The organism is Streptomyces sp. NPDC054794, assembly GCF_053611585.1.
Genome location: NZ_JBSHAQ010000039.1, coordinates 27,832 through 42,768, shown reverse-complemented (window position 1 = coordinate 42,768; position 14,937 = coordinate 27,832). Strand labels below are relative to the sequence as shown.

At 70.9% G+C, this 14,937-nt stretch carries 14 protein-coding genes; 10 read left to right on the top strand and 4 right to left on the bottom strand.

The annotated features are described in order from the left end of the window. Positions 1 to 521 precede the first annotated feature (521 nt). Positions 522 to 2,453: an acyl-CoA dehydrogenase family protein gene (locus ACWGKT_RS33060; RefSeq protein ID WP_356159314.1), complete on the top strand. Its 1,932-nt coding sequence runs from the start codon at positions 522 to 524 to the stop codon at positions 2,451 to 2,453. A gap of 1 nt (position 2,454) precedes the next feature. Here the strand turns inward: ACWGKT_RS33060 and ACWGKT_RS33055 are convergent, their stop codons facing one another. Further along, positions 2,455 to 2,913, bottom strand: coding sequence for a lamin tail domain-containing protein (locus tag ACWGKT_RS33055; RefSeq protein WP_453276545.1), 459 nt, complete (start codon positions 2,911 to 2,913; stop codon positions 2,455 to 2,457). 188 nt (positions 2,914 to 3,101) lie between these two features. On the opposite strand from ACWGKT_RS33055, the gene dxr reads away from it, so the two are divergent. The 6 genes from dxr (at position 3,102) to ACWGKT_RS33025 (ending at position 10,502) form a co-directional block, all read left to right on the top strand. Then, positions 3,102 to 4,364 carry a 1-deoxy-D-xylulose-5-phosphate reductoisomerase gene (gene dxr, locus ACWGKT_RS33050; RefSeq protein ID WP_453276544.1) on the top strand — a complete coding sequence of 421 codons (1,263 nt, stop codon included), beginning with the start codon at positions 3,102 to 3,104 and terminating at the stop codon, positions 4,362 to 4,364. An 8-nt stretch (positions 4,365 to 4,372) separates the two neighbouring features. Beyond that, on the top strand, positions 4,373 to 5,662 hold the full coding sequence (locus tag ACWGKT_RS33045) for a M50 family metallopeptidase (protein ID WP_356159326.1): 1,290 nt from the start codon (positions 4,373 to 4,375) through the stop codon (positions 5,660 to 5,662). 170 nt (positions 5,663 to 5,832) lie between these two features. Beyond that, a complete protein-coding gene (gene ispG, locus ACWGKT_RS33040) occupies positions 5,833 to 6,990 on the top strand; it encodes a flavodoxin-dependent (E)-4-hydroxy-3-methylbut-2-enyl-diphosphate synthase (protein WP_453276543.1) in 1,158 nt (385 codons plus the stop codon). A 176-nt stretch (positions 6,991 to 7,166) separates the two neighbouring features. Beyond that, positions 7,167 to 8,015: a GNAT family N-acetyltransferase gene (locus ACWGKT_RS33035; RefSeq protein WP_453276542.1), complete on the top strand. Its 849-nt coding sequence runs from the start codon at positions 7,167 to 7,169 to the stop codon at positions 8,013 to 8,015. A 125-nt stretch (positions 8,016 to 8,140) separates the two neighbouring features. Beyond that, positions 8,141 to 8,728, top strand: a complete 588-nt coding sequence (locus ACWGKT_RS33030; RefSeq protein WP_453276541.1) for a GNAT family N-acetyltransferase — start codon at positions 8,141 to 8,143, stop codon at positions 8,726 to 8,728. Between the two features lie 73 nt (positions 8,729 to 8,801). After that, a complete protein-coding gene (locus ACWGKT_RS33025; RefSeq protein WP_356155149.1) occupies positions 8,802 to 10,502 on the top strand; it encodes a proline--tRNA ligase in 1,701 nt (566 codons plus the stop codon). Positions 10,503 to 10,682: 180 nt separating this feature from the next. Here ACWGKT_RS33025 and ACWGKT_RS33020 read toward each other — a convergent pair whose 3' ends face one another. The 3 genes from ACWGKT_RS33020 to ACWGKT_RS33010 form a co-directional block, all read right to left on the bottom strand. Beyond that, the gene (locus ACWGKT_RS33020) at positions 10,683 to 11,594 is read right to left on the bottom strand and encodes an aminoglycoside phosphotransferase family protein (RefSeq protein ID WP_453276540.1); all 912 of its coding nucleotides are present in this window, start codon (positions 11,592 to 11,594) and stop codon (positions 10,683 to 10,685) included. Positions 11,595 to 11,726: 132 nt separating this feature from the next. Then, complete coding sequence (locus tag ACWGKT_RS33015; protein WP_356155154.1) at positions 11,727 to 12,248, bottom strand: ferritin-like domain-containing protein; 522 nt, start codon at positions 12,246 to 12,248, stop codon at positions 11,727 to 11,729. A 55-nt stretch (positions 12,249 to 12,303) separates the two neighbouring features. Continuing rightward, on the bottom strand, positions 12,304 to 12,846 hold the full coding sequence (locus tag ACWGKT_RS33010) for a hypothetical protein (RefSeq protein WP_356155156.1): 543 nt from the start codon (positions 12,844 to 12,846) through the stop codon (positions 12,304 to 12,306). A 196-nt stretch (positions 12,847 to 13,042) separates the two neighbouring features. Here ACWGKT_RS33010 and rimP point away from each other — a divergent pair, with 196 nt between their 5' ends. From rimP to ACWGKT_RS32995, 3 genes are all read left to right on the top strand, one after another. Further along, positions 13,043 to 13,543, top strand: coding sequence for a ribosome maturation factor RimP (rimP, locus tag ACWGKT_RS33005; RefSeq protein WP_453276539.1), 501 nt, complete (start codon positions 13,043 to 13,045; stop codon positions 13,541 to 13,543). Between the two features lie 2 nt (positions 13,544 to 13,545). Then, complete coding sequence (gene nusA, locus ACWGKT_RS33000) at positions 13,546 to 14,532, top strand: transcription termination factor NusA (protein WP_235458643.1); 987 nt, start codon at positions 13,546 to 13,548, stop codon at positions 14,530 to 14,532. A gap of 101 nt (positions 14,533 to 14,633) precedes the next feature. Then, positions 14,634 to 14,930, top strand: coding sequence for a YlxR family protein (locus ACWGKT_RS32995; RefSeq protein WP_235458644.1), 297 nt, complete (start codon positions 14,634 to 14,636; stop codon positions 14,928 to 14,930). Positions 14,931 to 14,937: the final 7 nt, after the last annotated feature.

Here is a 14,937-nt window from a genome sequence, read left to right as displayed (position 1 = left end):
GCCGGACCGCTCGTCGAAGGCGGCCGCGTCCAGGCCGCGGAGCAGGAGCGGGCGCGGCATCGCGGGCTCGCCGTCGGGGGCCACCGTCGTCCGCGGCCGCACGTCCTCGCCGGATGCGCCGGCCGGCAGCTCGTAGGGGCCGGGCTCCCCCGCCACCGGTCCCGCCACGCCCCAGCGACCGAGGGCGGACAGGGGGACGTCGAGGCGAGCTCCGCCCGCTCGCCCAGGGCCCAGGTCGGCCGCCGCCGCGCTGAACCCGGACGACTTCATCCAGGCACTCGTTCGGCGCAATCCGCTCGGCCGGGACACGTGCGTCCTCGGGATCGAGTCCGGAACCGAGGTTTTCCACGGTTCCGGGCGCCCGGAACCGATGTCCCGCTCCGTCGCGATCGGCTGAGACCGGCACCCAACGATCGCGCGAGGACTGGTGGGGGCGCCCCGTTTCGGGTACCAACGATCCAGTAGCAACTGGTCGGTAACGAACGGTCCTCAACATCCCTCTTCGCGGCGAGGTGAGCCTCATGTCCGCCCCCACCAGCAAACCCACGGTCACTGAGCGGGAGGCCCGCCAGGTGGCGGAGGCCGCCCGGGAACAGGACTGGCGCAAGCCCAGCTTCGCCAAGGAACTGTTCCTCGGCCGCCTCCGGCTCGACCTCATCCATCCCCATCCGCTGCCGGACGACGACGCCGTCCAGCGCGGCGAGGAATTCCTCGCCAAACTGCGCGACTTCTGCGAGACGCAGATCGACTCGGCCCGCATCGAGCGCGACGCGCGGATCCCGGACGAGGTCATCGACGGGCTCAAGGAGCTCGGCGCGCTCGGCATGAAGATCGACACCAAGTACGGCGGCCTCGGCCTCACCCAGGTGTACTACAACAAGGCCCTCGCCCTGGCGGGCTCCGCCAGCCCGGCGATCGGCGCCCTGCTCTCCGCCCATCAGTCGATCGGCGTACCGCAGCCGCTGAAGATCTTCGGCACCCAGGAGCAGAAGGACACCTTCCTGCCGCGCTGCGCCCGCACCGACATCTCGGCGTTCCTGCTCACCGAGCCGGACGTCGGCTCCGACCCGGCCCGGCTGGCCACCACCGCCGTCCCGGACGGGGACGACTACGTCCTCGACGGCGTGAAGCTCTGGACGACCAACGGCGTCGTCGCCGATCTCCTCGTCGTCATGGCGCGGGTGCCGAAGTCCGAGGGGCACAAGGGCGGCATCACGGCGTTCGTCGTCGAGGCCGGCTCGGAGGGCATCACGGTCGAGAACCGCAACGCCTTCATGGGCCTGCGCGGCATCGAGAACGGCGTCACCCGGTTCCACCAGGTCCGGGTCCCGGCCGCCAACCGGATCGGCCCCGAGGGCGCGGGTCTGAAGATCGCCCTGACCACCCTGAACACCGGCCGGCTGTCGCTGCCCGCGATGTGCGTGGGCTCGGGCAAGTGGTGCCTGAAGATCGCCCGCGAGTGGTCGGCGGTGCGCGAGCAGTGGGGCAAGCCGGTCGCGTTGCACGAGGCGGTCGGCTCGAAGATCAGCTTCATCGCCGCCACCACCTTCGCGCTGGAGGCCGTGCTCGACCTGTCCTCGCAGATGGCGGACGAGAACCGCAACGACATCCGCATCGAGGCCGCCCTCGCCAAGCTCTACGGCTCCGAGATGGCCTGGCTGATGGCCGACGAGCTGGTCCAGATCCGCGGCGGGCGCGGGTTCGAGACCGCCGAGTCGCTGGCGGCCCGCGGCGAGCGGGCGGTCCCGGCCGAGCAGTTGCTGCGCGACCTGCGGATCAATCGCATCTTCGAGGGCTCCACCGAGATCATGCACCTGCTGATCGCGCGCGAGGCCGTCGACGCCCACCTCTCGGTCGCCGGTGACCTCATCGACCCCGACAAGTCCCTGTCGGACAAGGCCAAGGCGGGCGCGAACGCCGGCGTCTTCTACGCCAAGTGGCTGCCGAAGCTGGTCGCGGGCCCCGGGCAACTGCCCGTCTCGTACAGCCAGTTCAAGCGTGAGGTCGACCTCTCCGGGCACCTGCGCTACGTCGAGCGGCACGCCCGCAAGCTCGCCCGCTCCACCTTCTACGCCATGTCCCGCTGGCAGGGCCGGATGGAGACCAAGCAGGGCTTCCTCGGCCGGATCGTGGACATCGGCGCCGAGCTGTTCGCGATGAGCGCGGCCTGCGTGCGGGCCGAGCACCTGCGCGGCCGCGGCGACCACGGCCGCGAGGCCTACCAGCTCGCCGACGCGTTCTGCCGCCAGGCCCGCATCCGGGTCGACGAGCTGTTCGCGCGGCTGTGGACCAACACCGACGACCTCGACCGCAAGGTGGTCAAGGGGGTCCTCGGCGGGGCCTACGAGTGGCTGGAGCAGGGGATCGTCGACCCGTCCGGGGACGGCCCGTGGATCGCCGACGCGACCCCCGGACCGTCACAGCGGGAGAACGTGCACCGCCCGATCAGGTAGCTCAGCAGTACTTGTCGCTCGGATCCCGCGTCGTCCAGGAACAGGAGTCGACCTTGGCGCCGCTCGCCTTGGTCAGCGTGGCCGTGTCGCTGGTGTTGTTCCACACGTAGGCACGGCGGTTCTGGTACTTGTTCGACGCGGTGTCCGTGCCCTTGCCGGTGCGGATCCGCATGTACTTCCCCGCACCGATCTTGACGTTCGGGAAGACGTACTTGTGGTTCGAGGCGTCCTTCAGGATCCACCCGTTGACGGAGATCGCCGAGCGACTGGTGTTCTTGATCTGCACCCACTCGCCGTTCAGGCTCGTGTTGGAGCGGTTGTCCGAGCCGGGGCTGTCGAACCAGACGTGGTAGATCGTCACGCCACCGGCGGCCTCGGCCGGAGTGCTGAGCACGGTGCCCGTGAGCAGGGCGGCGCCCGCGAGAGCGGGCAGCGCGGTGCGAATCCGCGGCTTGCGCATGGAGAAATCCCCCCAGGATGTCGTCCCACGGCCGGTCGTCCGCCCGGCCAGGACTGAAGTGTTATCACACGATCTTCACCGCAGTTTCACAACGGGGATTTCGCTCCATGCGCCACCAAGAACTGATAAGGCACCCGGCCGAGGGACTCGCTGTCCTTCCCGGTGCCGGTTGCGGCAACAATGGAGGGATGAGCGACAGTCCAGCACCCCTCGCCGACCCGCACCTCGTCTACGACCCCCTAGCGGGCGACGGCCCCAAGGACGTGGTGATCCTCGGTTCCACCGGGTCCATCGGCACCCAGGCCATCGATCTCGTGCTGCGCAACCCCGACCGCTTCCGGGTCACCGCCCTCTCCGCCAACGGCGGACGGGTCGCCCTCCTCGCCGAGCAGGCGTACCGACTGCGGGTGCGGACCGTCGCGGTCGCCCGCGAGGACGTCGTACCGGCCCTGCGCGAGGCGCTCTCCGCGCAGTACGGCCCCGGTGAGCCGCTCCCCGAGATCCTCGCCGGAGCGGACGCCGCCACCCAGGTGGCCGCGTCCGACTCCCACACCGTCCTGAACGGCATCACCGGCTCGATCGGCCTCGCCCCGACCCTCGCCGCCCTGGAGGCGGGTCGCACCCTCGCGCTCGCCAACAAGGAGTCGCTCATCGTCGGCGGCCCGCTGGTCAAGGAGCTCGCCAAGCCCGGCCAGATCATCCCGGTCGACTCCGAGCACGCCGCGCTCTTCCAGGCGCTGGCCGCCGGGACCCGGGCCGATGTGCGCAAGCTGGTCGTCACCGCCTCCGGCGGCCCCTTCCGCGGCCGTACGAAGGCGCAGCTGGCCGACGTGACGGTCGAGGACGCCCTGGCGCACCCCACCTGGGCCATGGGCCCGGTGATCACGATCAACTCCGCGACCCTCGTGAACAAGGGCCTGGAGGTCATCGAGGCGCACCTGCTGTACGACATTCCCTTCGATCGCATTGAGGTCGTCGTGCACCCGCAGTCGTATGTCCACTCGATGGTTGAGTTCACCGACGGATCCACGCTCGCCCAGGCGACGCCCCCCGACATGCGCGGGCCGATCGCCATCGGTCTGGGCTGGCCCGAGCGCATCCCGGACGCGGCGCCCGCCTTCGACTGGAGCACGGCGTCGACCTGGGAGTTCTTCCCGCTCGACAACGAGGCCTTCCCCTCGGTGAACCTCGCCCGGCACGTGGGGGAGCTCGGGGGCACGGCCCCCGCGGTGTTCAACGCGGCGAACGAGGAGTGCGTCGAGGCGTTCCGTAGCGGTGCCCTGCCCTTCAACGGGATCATGGAGACCGTCACACGGGTGGTCGAGGAGCACGGCATGCCGCGTACGGGAACCTCGTTCACGGTGTCGGACGTCCTCGAAGCGGAGACCTGGGCACGAGCCCGGGCCCGGGAACTGACAGCGCACACGGCGACCGCGGAGGCGCGTGCATGACAGCCTTGATGATGATCCTCGGCATAGTCGTCTTCGTGGTCGGCCTGCTGGTCTCGATTGCCTGGCACGAGCTGGGGCATCTGTCCACCGCCAAGCTCTTCGGCATTCGCGTGCCGCAGTACATGGTCGGCTTCGGGCCCACCATCTGGTCGCGCAAGAAGGGCGAGACGGAGTACGGGATCAAGGCGATCCCGGCCGGCGGCTACATCCGGATGATCGGCATGTTCCCGCCGGGCGAGGACGGGCGGATCACCGCGCGGTCCACCTCGCCCTGGCGCAGCATGATCGAGGACGCCCGTTCGGCGGCGTTCGAGGAGCTCCAGCCGGGCGACGAGACCCGCCTCTTCTACACGCGCAAGCCGTGGAAGCGGGTCATCGTGATGTTCGCGGGCCCCTTCATGAACCTGATCCTCGCGGTCGCGCTGTTCCTCACGGTCCTCATGGGCTTCGGCATCTCGCAACAGACCACCAGCGTCAGCTCGGTCTCCCAGTGCGTGATCTCGCAGACCGAGAAGCGCGACACCTGCAAGAAGACCGACCCGGTCTCCCCGGCCGCCGCCGCGGGACTCAAGGCGGGCGACAAGATCGTCTCCTTCAACGGGGTGAAGACCGAGAGCTGGAACCAGCTCTCCGACCTGATCCGGGCCAACCCGGACAAGAACGTCTCCATGGTCGTCGAGCGGGGGGGTCAGGAGGTGACCCTGCACGCCAAGCTCGTGCGGAACAAGGTCGCGAAGAAGGACTCCCACGGGCAGCTCGTCAACGGCTACACCTACGCCGGCTTCCTCGGCTTCAGCGCCGCCACCGGCATCGTCCGCCAGGACTTCGGCCAGTCCGTGACCTGGATGGGCGACCGGCTCGGCGAGGCCGTCGACTCCATCGCGAGCCTGCCCGGCAAGATCCCGGCCCTGTGGAACGCGGCCTTCGACGGCGCCCCGCGCCAGCCCGACTCGCCGATGGGCGTGGTCGGCGCGGCCCGGGTCGGCGGCGAGATCTTCACGCTCGACATCCCGCCCACCCAGCAGCTGGCCATGGCCCTGATGCTGGTCGCGGGCTTCAACCTGTCCCTGTTCCTCTTCAACATGCTCCCGCTGCTCCCGCTCGACGGCGGGCACATCGCGGGCGCCCTGTGGGAGTCGCTGCGCCGCCGGCTCGCGCAGGTGCTGCGCCGCCCGGACCCCGGTCCGTTCGACGTGGCGAAGCTGATGCCGGTGGCCTACGTGGTGGCCGGGATCTTCATCTGCTTCACGATCCTGGTGCTGATCGCCGACGTGGTTAACCCGGTGAAAATCTCCTAGCCACATCACGTTCGAGGCGGCCCGGAACCCTGAGCTCCGGGCCGCCTCCCATTGGGTGGGCCCAACCGGGTGGGATGTGCCCGGGCCTCGGCCAGTGCCGTAATCTCGAACCCTGGAGCCCGCCGGTCACGGGACCGGACCTTGATCCACGACTTGGGGTTGCACAGCAGATGACTGCGATTTCTCTCGGCATGCCGTCCGTTCCGACCAAGCTCGCCGAGCGCCGCAAGAGCCGGCAGATCATGGTCGGGTCCGTGGCGGTCGGCGGGGACGCGCCGGTGTCGGTGCAGTCGATGACGACGACCCGTACGTCCGACATCGGCGCCACGCTCCAGCAGATCGCCGAGCTGACCGCGTCCGGCTGCCAGATCGTTCGCGTGGCCTGTCCGACGCAGGACGACGCCGACGCGCTGGCGACGATCGCGCGCAAGTCGCAGATCCCGGTGATCGCGGACATCCACTTCCAGCCGAAGTACGTGTTCGCCGCGATCGAGGCGGGCTGCGCGGCCGTCCGTGTGAACCCGGGCAACATCAAGCAGTTTGACGACAAGGTCAAGGAGATCGCCAAGGCGGCGAAGGACCACGGCACGCCGATCCGCATCGGTGTGAACGCGGGCTCCCTGGACCGGCGTCTGCTGCAGAAGTACGGCAAGGCGACCCCGGAGGCCCTCGTCGAGTCGGCGCTGTGGGAGGCGTCCCTCTTCGAGGAGCACGACTTCCGGGACATCAAGATCTCCGTGAAGCACAACGACCCGGTCGTGATGATCGAGGCGTACCGGCAGCTCGCCGCCCAGTGCGACTACCCGCTCCACCTCGGCGTCACCGAGGCCGGCCCGGCCTTCCAGGGCACGATCAAGTCGGCCGTCGCCTTCGGCGCGCTCCTCTCCCAGGGCATCGGCGACACCATCCGCGTGTCCCTGTCCGCGCCTCCCGTCGAGGAGGTCAAGGTCGGCAACCAGATCCTGGAGTCCCTGAACCTCAAGCAGCGCGGCCTGGAGATCGTCTCCTGCCCGTCCTGCGGCCGCGCCCAGGTCGACGTCTACAAGCTGGCCGAGGAGGTCACCGTCGGCCTCACCGGCATGGAGGTCCCGCTCCGCGTCGCCGTCATGGGCTGTGTGGTGAACGGCCCCGGCGAGGCCCGCGAGGCCGACCTCGGCGTCGCCTCCGGCAACGGCAAGGGCCAGATCTTCGTCAAAGGCGAGGTCATCAAGACCGTCCCCGAGTCCAAGATCGTGGAGACCCTCATCGAGGAGGCCATGAAGCTCGCCGAGAAGATGGAGGCGGAGGGCGTGGCCTCCGGTGAACCGTCCATCTCGGTGGCGGGCTGAGCGCCCCAAAGGGGCGCGGGGCTGTACCGATATGCGGCTCCGCCGCGTGGGCGCGACCAGCCACGGACGGCGTGGCAGCCGCCCGCGATCCGGAACCCCCGAGCTCAAAAGCGCACCGCCAAAGCAGCGCAGCTATAGTGCGGAGATCAGCAGAACCTCAGGGTGAGGCCCCGCACGTGTTGACCCAGACCACCTCACGGGTGCTCGAACCGAGCGACCTGGACGCGGCGCTCGCGGTCCTCGACCGCGAGCCCGTCGTGAATGCCTTCGTGACGTCCCGGGTCCAGGTCGCGGGCCTCGACCCGTGGCGGCTCGGCGGCGAGATGTGGGGCTGGTACGAGGACGGCATGCTCACGTCCCTGTGCTACGCGGGGGCCAACCTCGTCCCCATCTGCGCCACCCCCCGAGCCGTACGGGCCTTCGCGGACCGCGCGCGCAGGGCCGGCCGCCGCTGCTCCTCCATCGTCGGCCCCGCCGAGCCCACCTCCGTGCTGTGGCGCCTGCTGGAACCGCACTGGGGCCCGGCCCGCGAGGTCCGCGGCCAGCAGCCGCTCATGGTCACCGACCGCATGCCCGCCGACATCGCCCCGGATCCCTACGTCCGTCGCATCCGCAAGGACGAGATGGAGACGATCATGCCGGCGTGCGTGGCGATGTTCACCGAGGAGGTGGGCATCTCGCCGCTCGCCGGTGACGGCGGGCTGCTCTACCAGGCCCGCGTCGCCGAACTCGTCGGCTCGGGCCGTTCCTTCGCCCGCATCGACGAGAACGGCAAGGTCGTCTTCAAGGCGGAGATCGGCGCGGCGACGGCCCAGGCCTGCCAGATCCAGGGCGTGTGGATGGCACCCGAGTACCGGGGCAGGGGGCTCGCGGCGCCCGCGATGGCGGCGGTGCTGCGCTACGCGCTGGCCGATGTCGCCCCGATGGTGAGCCTGTACGTCAACGACTTCAACACGGCGGCGCGCAGGACGTACCACCGTGTGGGCTTCCGCGAGGTCGGCGCCTTCATGAGCGTGCTGTTCTAGGGAGCCCGGCGGGTTCGCCCGAGCGCGCCGTTCCCGGTCGCCGTGCCGGCGCGGACGAGCGTGCCGTTCCAGTCGCGCCTCGCAGCTCTGTTCTGAGCCCTGGGCCAGCCCTGTAGTCTCCCCGCATGCTGCGCTTTCCCGGTCACGGTCATGGCCACCGCCAACCCGACGACATCGTGATCGGCCCCCTCGACCTGTCGGCGCGGGTCGACGAGGCCCTCGCGGTGCAGGCCGTCGCCTTCGGGCTCGGCGCCGACGAGGTCGCCGTGCGCCGCCAGATCGTGCTGCGGCACATGACCTACCCGGGCGCCCGCGCCCTCGGCGCCATCACCCACGACGGCAGCCTGGCCGGATTCGTCTACGGCATGCCCAACGACCGCACCCACTGGTGGTCCACCGTCGTCGAGCCGTACCTGCGCGCCCAGGGACACGACCAGTGGCTCGACGACTCCTTCGTCATCACCGAGCTGCACGTCCACCCGCGCTACCAGAACCGCGGCATCGGCCGCGCCCTGATCACGATCATCACCGACAGCGCGTCCGAACCCCGCTCGATCCTCTCCGCGATCGACACCGACAGCCCCGCCCGCGGCCTGTACCACTCCCTGGGCTACCAGGACCTGGCCCGCCAGGTCCTGTTCCCCAGCGCCCCCAAGCCGTACGCCGTCATGGGCGCCCCGCTCCCGCTGCGCCGCCGCCAGGACATGCTTTAACCGATTTCCACCGGCACAGCGAGCCCGGCTAACCTCCTAGCCATCAACCTTTCCCGGCAGGAGTACGAGAACCATGGCGAACGCACCGGTCCAGCGCATGTCCCAGTTGATGGCCAAGACGTTGCGCGACGACCCGGCGGACGCCGAGGTCCTCAGCCACAAGCTCCTCGTCCGCGCCGGTTACGTCCGCCGCACCGCGGCCGGCATCTGGAGCTGGCTGCCCCTCGGCAAGAAGGTCTTCTCCAACGTGGAGCGGATCGTCCGCGAGGAGATGGACGCCATCGGCGCCCAGGAGGTGCTGCTCCCCGCCCTCCTGCCGCGCGAGCCGTACGAGGCGACCGGCCGCTGGGACGAGTACGGCCAGGAGCTGTTCCGGCTCAAGGACCGCAGGGGCGGCGACTACCTCCTCGGCCCCACCCACGAGGAGATCTTCACCCTCCTGGTCAAGGACCAGTGCACGTCCTACAAGGACCTGCCCGTGATCCTCTACCAGATCCAGACCAAGTTCCGTGACGAGGCCCGCCCCCGCGCCGGCATCCTGCGCGGCCGCGAGTTCCAGATGAAGGACTCGTACTCCTTCGACCTGGACGACGAGGGTCTCGGCGCCTCCTACGCCCTGCACCGTGAGGCGTACCAGCGCATCTTCGAGCGCCTCGGCCTCGACTACCGCATCTGCGCCGCCACCGCCGGCGCCATGGGCGGCTCCAAGTCCGAGGAGTTCCTCGCCCCGGCCGAGGCCGGCGAGGACACCTTCGCGGACTGCCCGAACTGCGACTTCGCGGCGAACACCGAGGCGATCACCTACGAGCTGAAGCCGGTGGACGCCGCCGGTGTGCCCGCGGCCGAGGAGATCCCGACCCCGGACACCCCGACCATCGAGACCCTCGCCGCCCACCTCGGCGTCCCGGCCTCCGCCACCCTGAAGAACCTCCTCGTCAAGGTCGACGGCGAGATCGTCGCCGTGGGCGTGCCCGGCGACCGCGAGGTCGACATGGACAAGGTCGAGGCGCACTTCGCTCCGGCCACCGTCGAGCTGGTCACCGAGACCGACTTCGCCGCCCGTCCCGACCTGGTCCGCGGCTACGTCGGTCCGCAGGGCCTGGAGAAGGTCACGTACATCGCCGACCCGCGCGTGGCTCCCGGCACCTCCTGGATCACCGGTGCCAACAAGGAGGGCATGCACGCGAAGAACGTCGTCGCGGGCCGTGACTTCGAGGTCGACCAGTACGTCGACGTCGTGGTGGTCCAGGAGGGCGACCCCTGCCCGAAGTGCGGCACCGGACTGAAGCTGGACCGCGCCATCGAGATCGGCCACATCTTCCAGCTGGGCCGCAAGTACGCCGACGCCCTCAAGCTCGACGTGCTCGGCCAGCAGGGCAAGCCGGTCCGCGTCACCATGGGCTCGTACGGCATCGGCGTCTCCCGTGCGGTCGCCGCCCTCGCCGAGCAGACCGCCGACGACAAGGGCCTGGTGTGGCCCCGCGAGGTCGCCCCGGCCGATGTGCACGTCGTCGCCGCGGGCAAGGCCCTCCAGACCGAACTGGCCCTCGATGTCTCCGAGAAGCTGCGCGCCGCCGGGCTGCGCGTCCTGGTCGACGACCGGGCCGGCGTCTCCCCCGGCGTGAAGTTCACCGACGCCGAGCTCATCGGCGTACCGCAGATCCTGGTGGCCGGCCGCCGCTCCGCCGAGGGCGTCCTGGAGCTCAAGGACCGCAAGACCGGTGAGCGCGAGGAGCTGACCGTGGACGAGGCGATCGCCCGCCTGACGGCGTGACCCCCTCATGACGGCGTGAACCGCGGGCCGTTCCCCGACCGCACGACGCGAGACAGCGCCGGCGCGAGGGGAACGGCCTTCGCCGTCCTGACGGGCGACAGCCCTCGGTCGTGACTCCGGCCCAGGCCCGTCCTGGCGGCTCCTGGCCTGTCCTGTCCTGTCCTGTCCGACGGACGGGCCTCAGAGCCAGCTCGCGAACTCCAGCAGTAGTTCCGCGTCCTTTTCGCGGCCGACGCGGCGGGCCCGTACACCGGACTCCACCGCCCGGAACAGGGTCCAGCCGCGCAGCCGTTCCTGGTCCACGTCCAGGGACTCGGCCAGGCGCTTCACCCGCCGCCGGGTGGTCGAGGCGCCCGACGGCGAGGCGATCAGGTCCTCCACCCGGTCGCGCACCAGCCGCGCCAGGTCGAAGGCGCACTCGCCGACCACCGGGTCCGGACCCACCGCCAGCCAGGGCATCCGCTCCCCGGCGAGCACCTTGCTCTGCCGGAACGTGCCGTGCAGCAGCCGGTGCTCGGGCGGCGCGGCCAGCAGTTCCTCGCGGGCCGCGAGCGCCGCGTCCACCAGCGGTGCCGCCTCGGGGTCGGTCTCGGCGCCCGCCCGCATCGCCGCCGCCTGCCGCCCGGTCCGCTCGGCGACGGTCTCGAAGCGGTGGGCGGTGTCGTCGGCGGACGGCTCCACCCACAGCCGCCGCAGCGTCCCCGCGGCCTCCAGCAGCGCCTTCGCCTCCGGCAGCGAGCGCACGGACACGTCCGGGTGCAGCCGTTCGAGCAGCAGGACGCCCTCGGTCGGGGCGTCGGACTCCAGCAGCTGTACGGCGCCCAGGCCCTCCCAGCGCGTGAGCGCGGCCCGCTCGCTCTCCGGCCGGGCCCGCGGCGGTGCCAGTTTCAGCACGGCCGGGGTCCCGTCGGCCCGCCGCACCAGCACGACCAGGCTGCTGCGCCCGCCCGGCACCTGAACCCGCTCCACGGTCAACTCGCGCAGCGCGACGGCCTGCCGCACCGCCTCGGGCAGCTTCTCCAACCAGTCGTCACCCTTGGGTGCCGTCTCACCGAGTGCCCTGATGAGGCGCTGCGGCGGTTCGAAAGCCATGCGCGAGTCGTTTCCTTCCTGCTGAACGGGCCTGTTGTACGGGCCTTCCGGTTGTACGGGCCTTCCGGCGTTACGGGCCTTGTGTGGCGCGGAGTCGCGTACCGCGCTCACGCCGCCTGTCACGCCACGGGGTCAGGCCGTCGGTGTCGCCGAAGGCGAGGCCGGAGCCGTACCGGAGGCCGGGGCTGTGCCCGTCGCACCGGTCGCACCGGCCGCCTCGCCGGTCCGCTCGGCCAGACCAGGGAAGGCTACGCTCTCCCCGCTCCAGCGTGCCGCCAGCACCGCGGCCTGCCGGAGCGACGCGGCGGCGGCGACCCGCCGCGCGCCCGCGGTCGCCCGCACCAGGTCGGAGTACACTCCGGCCACCCGGTTCTCCAGCTCGGCGGCGAGCCGGACCGCCGCGGCCGCGTCCTGCACCGGGAACGGCAGCGCGTAGCCGGCACTCGCGGGGACCGGCGTGCCGCCCAGGTCGCGGACCTCGCGGGTCAGCGCGTCCCGCTGCGCCCGGTGCCCGTCGTACGCGGACCGCGCCGCCACCCGGCGCGCCTGGCTGATCCGTCCGCCGACGACCCCGTACCCGTACACGGCCGCGTGTTCGGCAGCCAGCGCCGCCTGCAGCGCCTTCAGTTCGGCTGCCTTGGCCTCGTCGCTCATTCGGCGGTCTCCTTCCGCACCCGGAGAGCCGCGCCCTCCCGCTCCCGCGTTCCGCTCATGCGCCACGCTCCGTCAGCAGATACGCGTGCGCCGCCCCGGCCGCCGCCACCGACGCCAGCAGCCGCGCCGGCTCTCCCGGCAGGTCCGGGAGGGCCTTGGCGCGCCGGTCGGCGAGGGCGCGCTCGGCCGCCGCGAGGCCGGCGAGGGCGTCCTTCTCCCGCGTGGGGACGGCGGGGGAGGCGGACGCCGTCGCGGACGCCCCGGCAGACGCGGCAGACGCGGACCGCGAGGTGGCCGACGGGGAGGGCGTGCCGTCCTCGAACGCCGCCGCGTGCGCCGCGACCGTCGCGCGCAACGGCGCGAGCCGCTCCGCGAGCGCCGGGTGCGCGGCGATCACCGCGTCGTACTGCTCCAGCAGCCCCCGGCTGTCCCGGGCCGCACGCGCGCGTGCCCGGTCGACGGCCGACGGGCCGCTGCGACCTGCGTCGGGACGGGGTTCGGCGGCACAGCCCGCGAGCAGGGCGGCCGAGGCCGCCGAGGCGAACAGGCTCCTTCTGCGCACGCCCGAGGGGGTGCGCGACGGCGAGGGGAACGGCACGGCAGACGTCCTCGGGGAACTCGTACGAAGAAAGGGGCGGGCGCGCCCGTGATCACGGTACCCGCGCGGCGGCCCGGCACCACTCACCGGCACCGCCCATGCACAGGTGGACGGCAACACTCCCCGCGACCGGATACCCTTTGACCAGACACGCGACCCATCCCACAACAGCACACGCGGCCGAGGAGTCACCCGGATGAGCACCACCCAGAGCGAGAGGCTGCGAGAACTTCTGGAACCGCTCGTCACCTCACAGGGCCTCGATCTCGAAGAGATCGCCGTGGACTCCGTCGGACGCAAGCGGGTGCTGCGCGTCGTCGTCGACTCCGACTCCGGTGCGGACCTGGACCAGATCGCCGATGTGAGCCGCGCGCTCTCGGCGAAGCTCGACGAGACGAACGCGATGGGCGAGGGCGCGTACGACCTGGAGGTCGGCACCCCGGGCGCGGAGCGCCTTCTGACGGAGCACCGCCACTATGTGCGCGCCGTCGACCGGCTGGTCAAGTTCCAGCTGGCCGAGGGCGACGAACTGGTCGCCCGGATCCTGGACGTCGACGACGAGGGTCTCGACGTGGAGGTCCCCGGGGTCAAGGGCCGCAAGGCCACCTCCCGCAGACTCGCCTTCCCGGAGATCGCCCGGGCGCGCGTCCAGGTCGAATTCAGCCGCAAGGACAACAAGAAGGAAGAGGAGGCGTAGCCGTGGACATCGACATGAGCGCCCTGCGGGGCTTGGTACGGGAGAAGGAGATCTCCTTCGACCTGCTGGTCGAGGCGATCGAGTCGGCCCTCCTCATCGCCTATCACCGCACCGAGGGAAGCCGCCGGCACGCGCGCGTGGAGCTCAACCGGGAGACCGGACATGTGACCGTGTGGGCGAAGGAGGACCCCGAGGACCTCGAAGAGGGCCAGGAGCCCCGCGAGTTCGACGACACCCCGTCCGGCTTCGGCCGTATCGCCGCCACCACCGCCAAGCAGGTGATCCTGCAGCGGCTGCGCGACGCCGAGGACGACGCGACGCTCGGCGAGTACGCCGGCCGCGAGGGCGACATCGTCACCGGTGTGGTCCAGCAGGGCCGCGACCCCAAGAACGTGCTCGTCGACATCGGCAAGCTGGAGGCCATCCTGCCGGTGCAGGAGCAGGTGCCGGGGGAGTCCTACCAGCATGGCATGCGCCTGCGCTCGTACGTCGTCCGGGTGGCGAAGGGCGTCCGCGGTCCCTCCGTCACCCTTTCGCGCACGCACCCCAATCTGGTGAAGAAGCTCTTCGCCCTGGAGGTGCCGGAGATCGCCGACGGTTCCGTCGAGATCGCCGCCATCGCCCGCGAGGCCGGTCACCGCACCAAGATCGCCGTCCGATCCACCCGATCGGGCCTGAACGCCAAGGGCGCCTGCATCGGCCCCATGGGCGGCCGGGTGCGCAACGTGATGGGCGAGCTCAACGGCGAGAAGATCGACATCGTCGACTGGTCGGACGACCCGGCCGAGATGGTGGCGAACGCCCTGTCGCCCGCCCGGGTCTCCAAGGTGGAGGTCGTGGACATGGCCTCCCGGTCCGCCCGGGTGACCGTGCCCGACTACCAGCTGTCGCTGGCGATCGGCAAGGAGGGCCAGAACGCCCGCCTCGCCGCCCGCCTCACCGGCTGGCGGATCGACATCCGTCCCGACACCGAGCAGTCGGAGGAATAGATCTCAGCCTGTAGTGGTTCAGATCTCGTCAGTTACAACGCGGCAACTGTTCGAGTCCATACCCAAAAGGGTGAGGTCGCCGCGGGGAGGTAGACTTAGCTGTGTCTGGCCGGATCGACGCCCGAGCATGCCCTGAACGCACCTGTGTGGGGTGCCGGGAGCGGTCGGCCAAGACGCAGCTGCTGCGCATCGTGGCGATCGAGGACGCCTGCGTCCCCGATCTTCGCGGTACGCTGCCCGGCCGGGGTGCCTATGTGCACCCTGTCTTGGTCTGTCTCGACCAGGCGGTACGCCGCCGGGCGTTCACGAGGGCGCTGCGCGCCCCCGGAGCGCTCGACACAAAGGCGTTGCGCCAGTACGTCGAGCAGACGACAGTTGCCGAGCAGGCAACACCGTAAGAAGCGT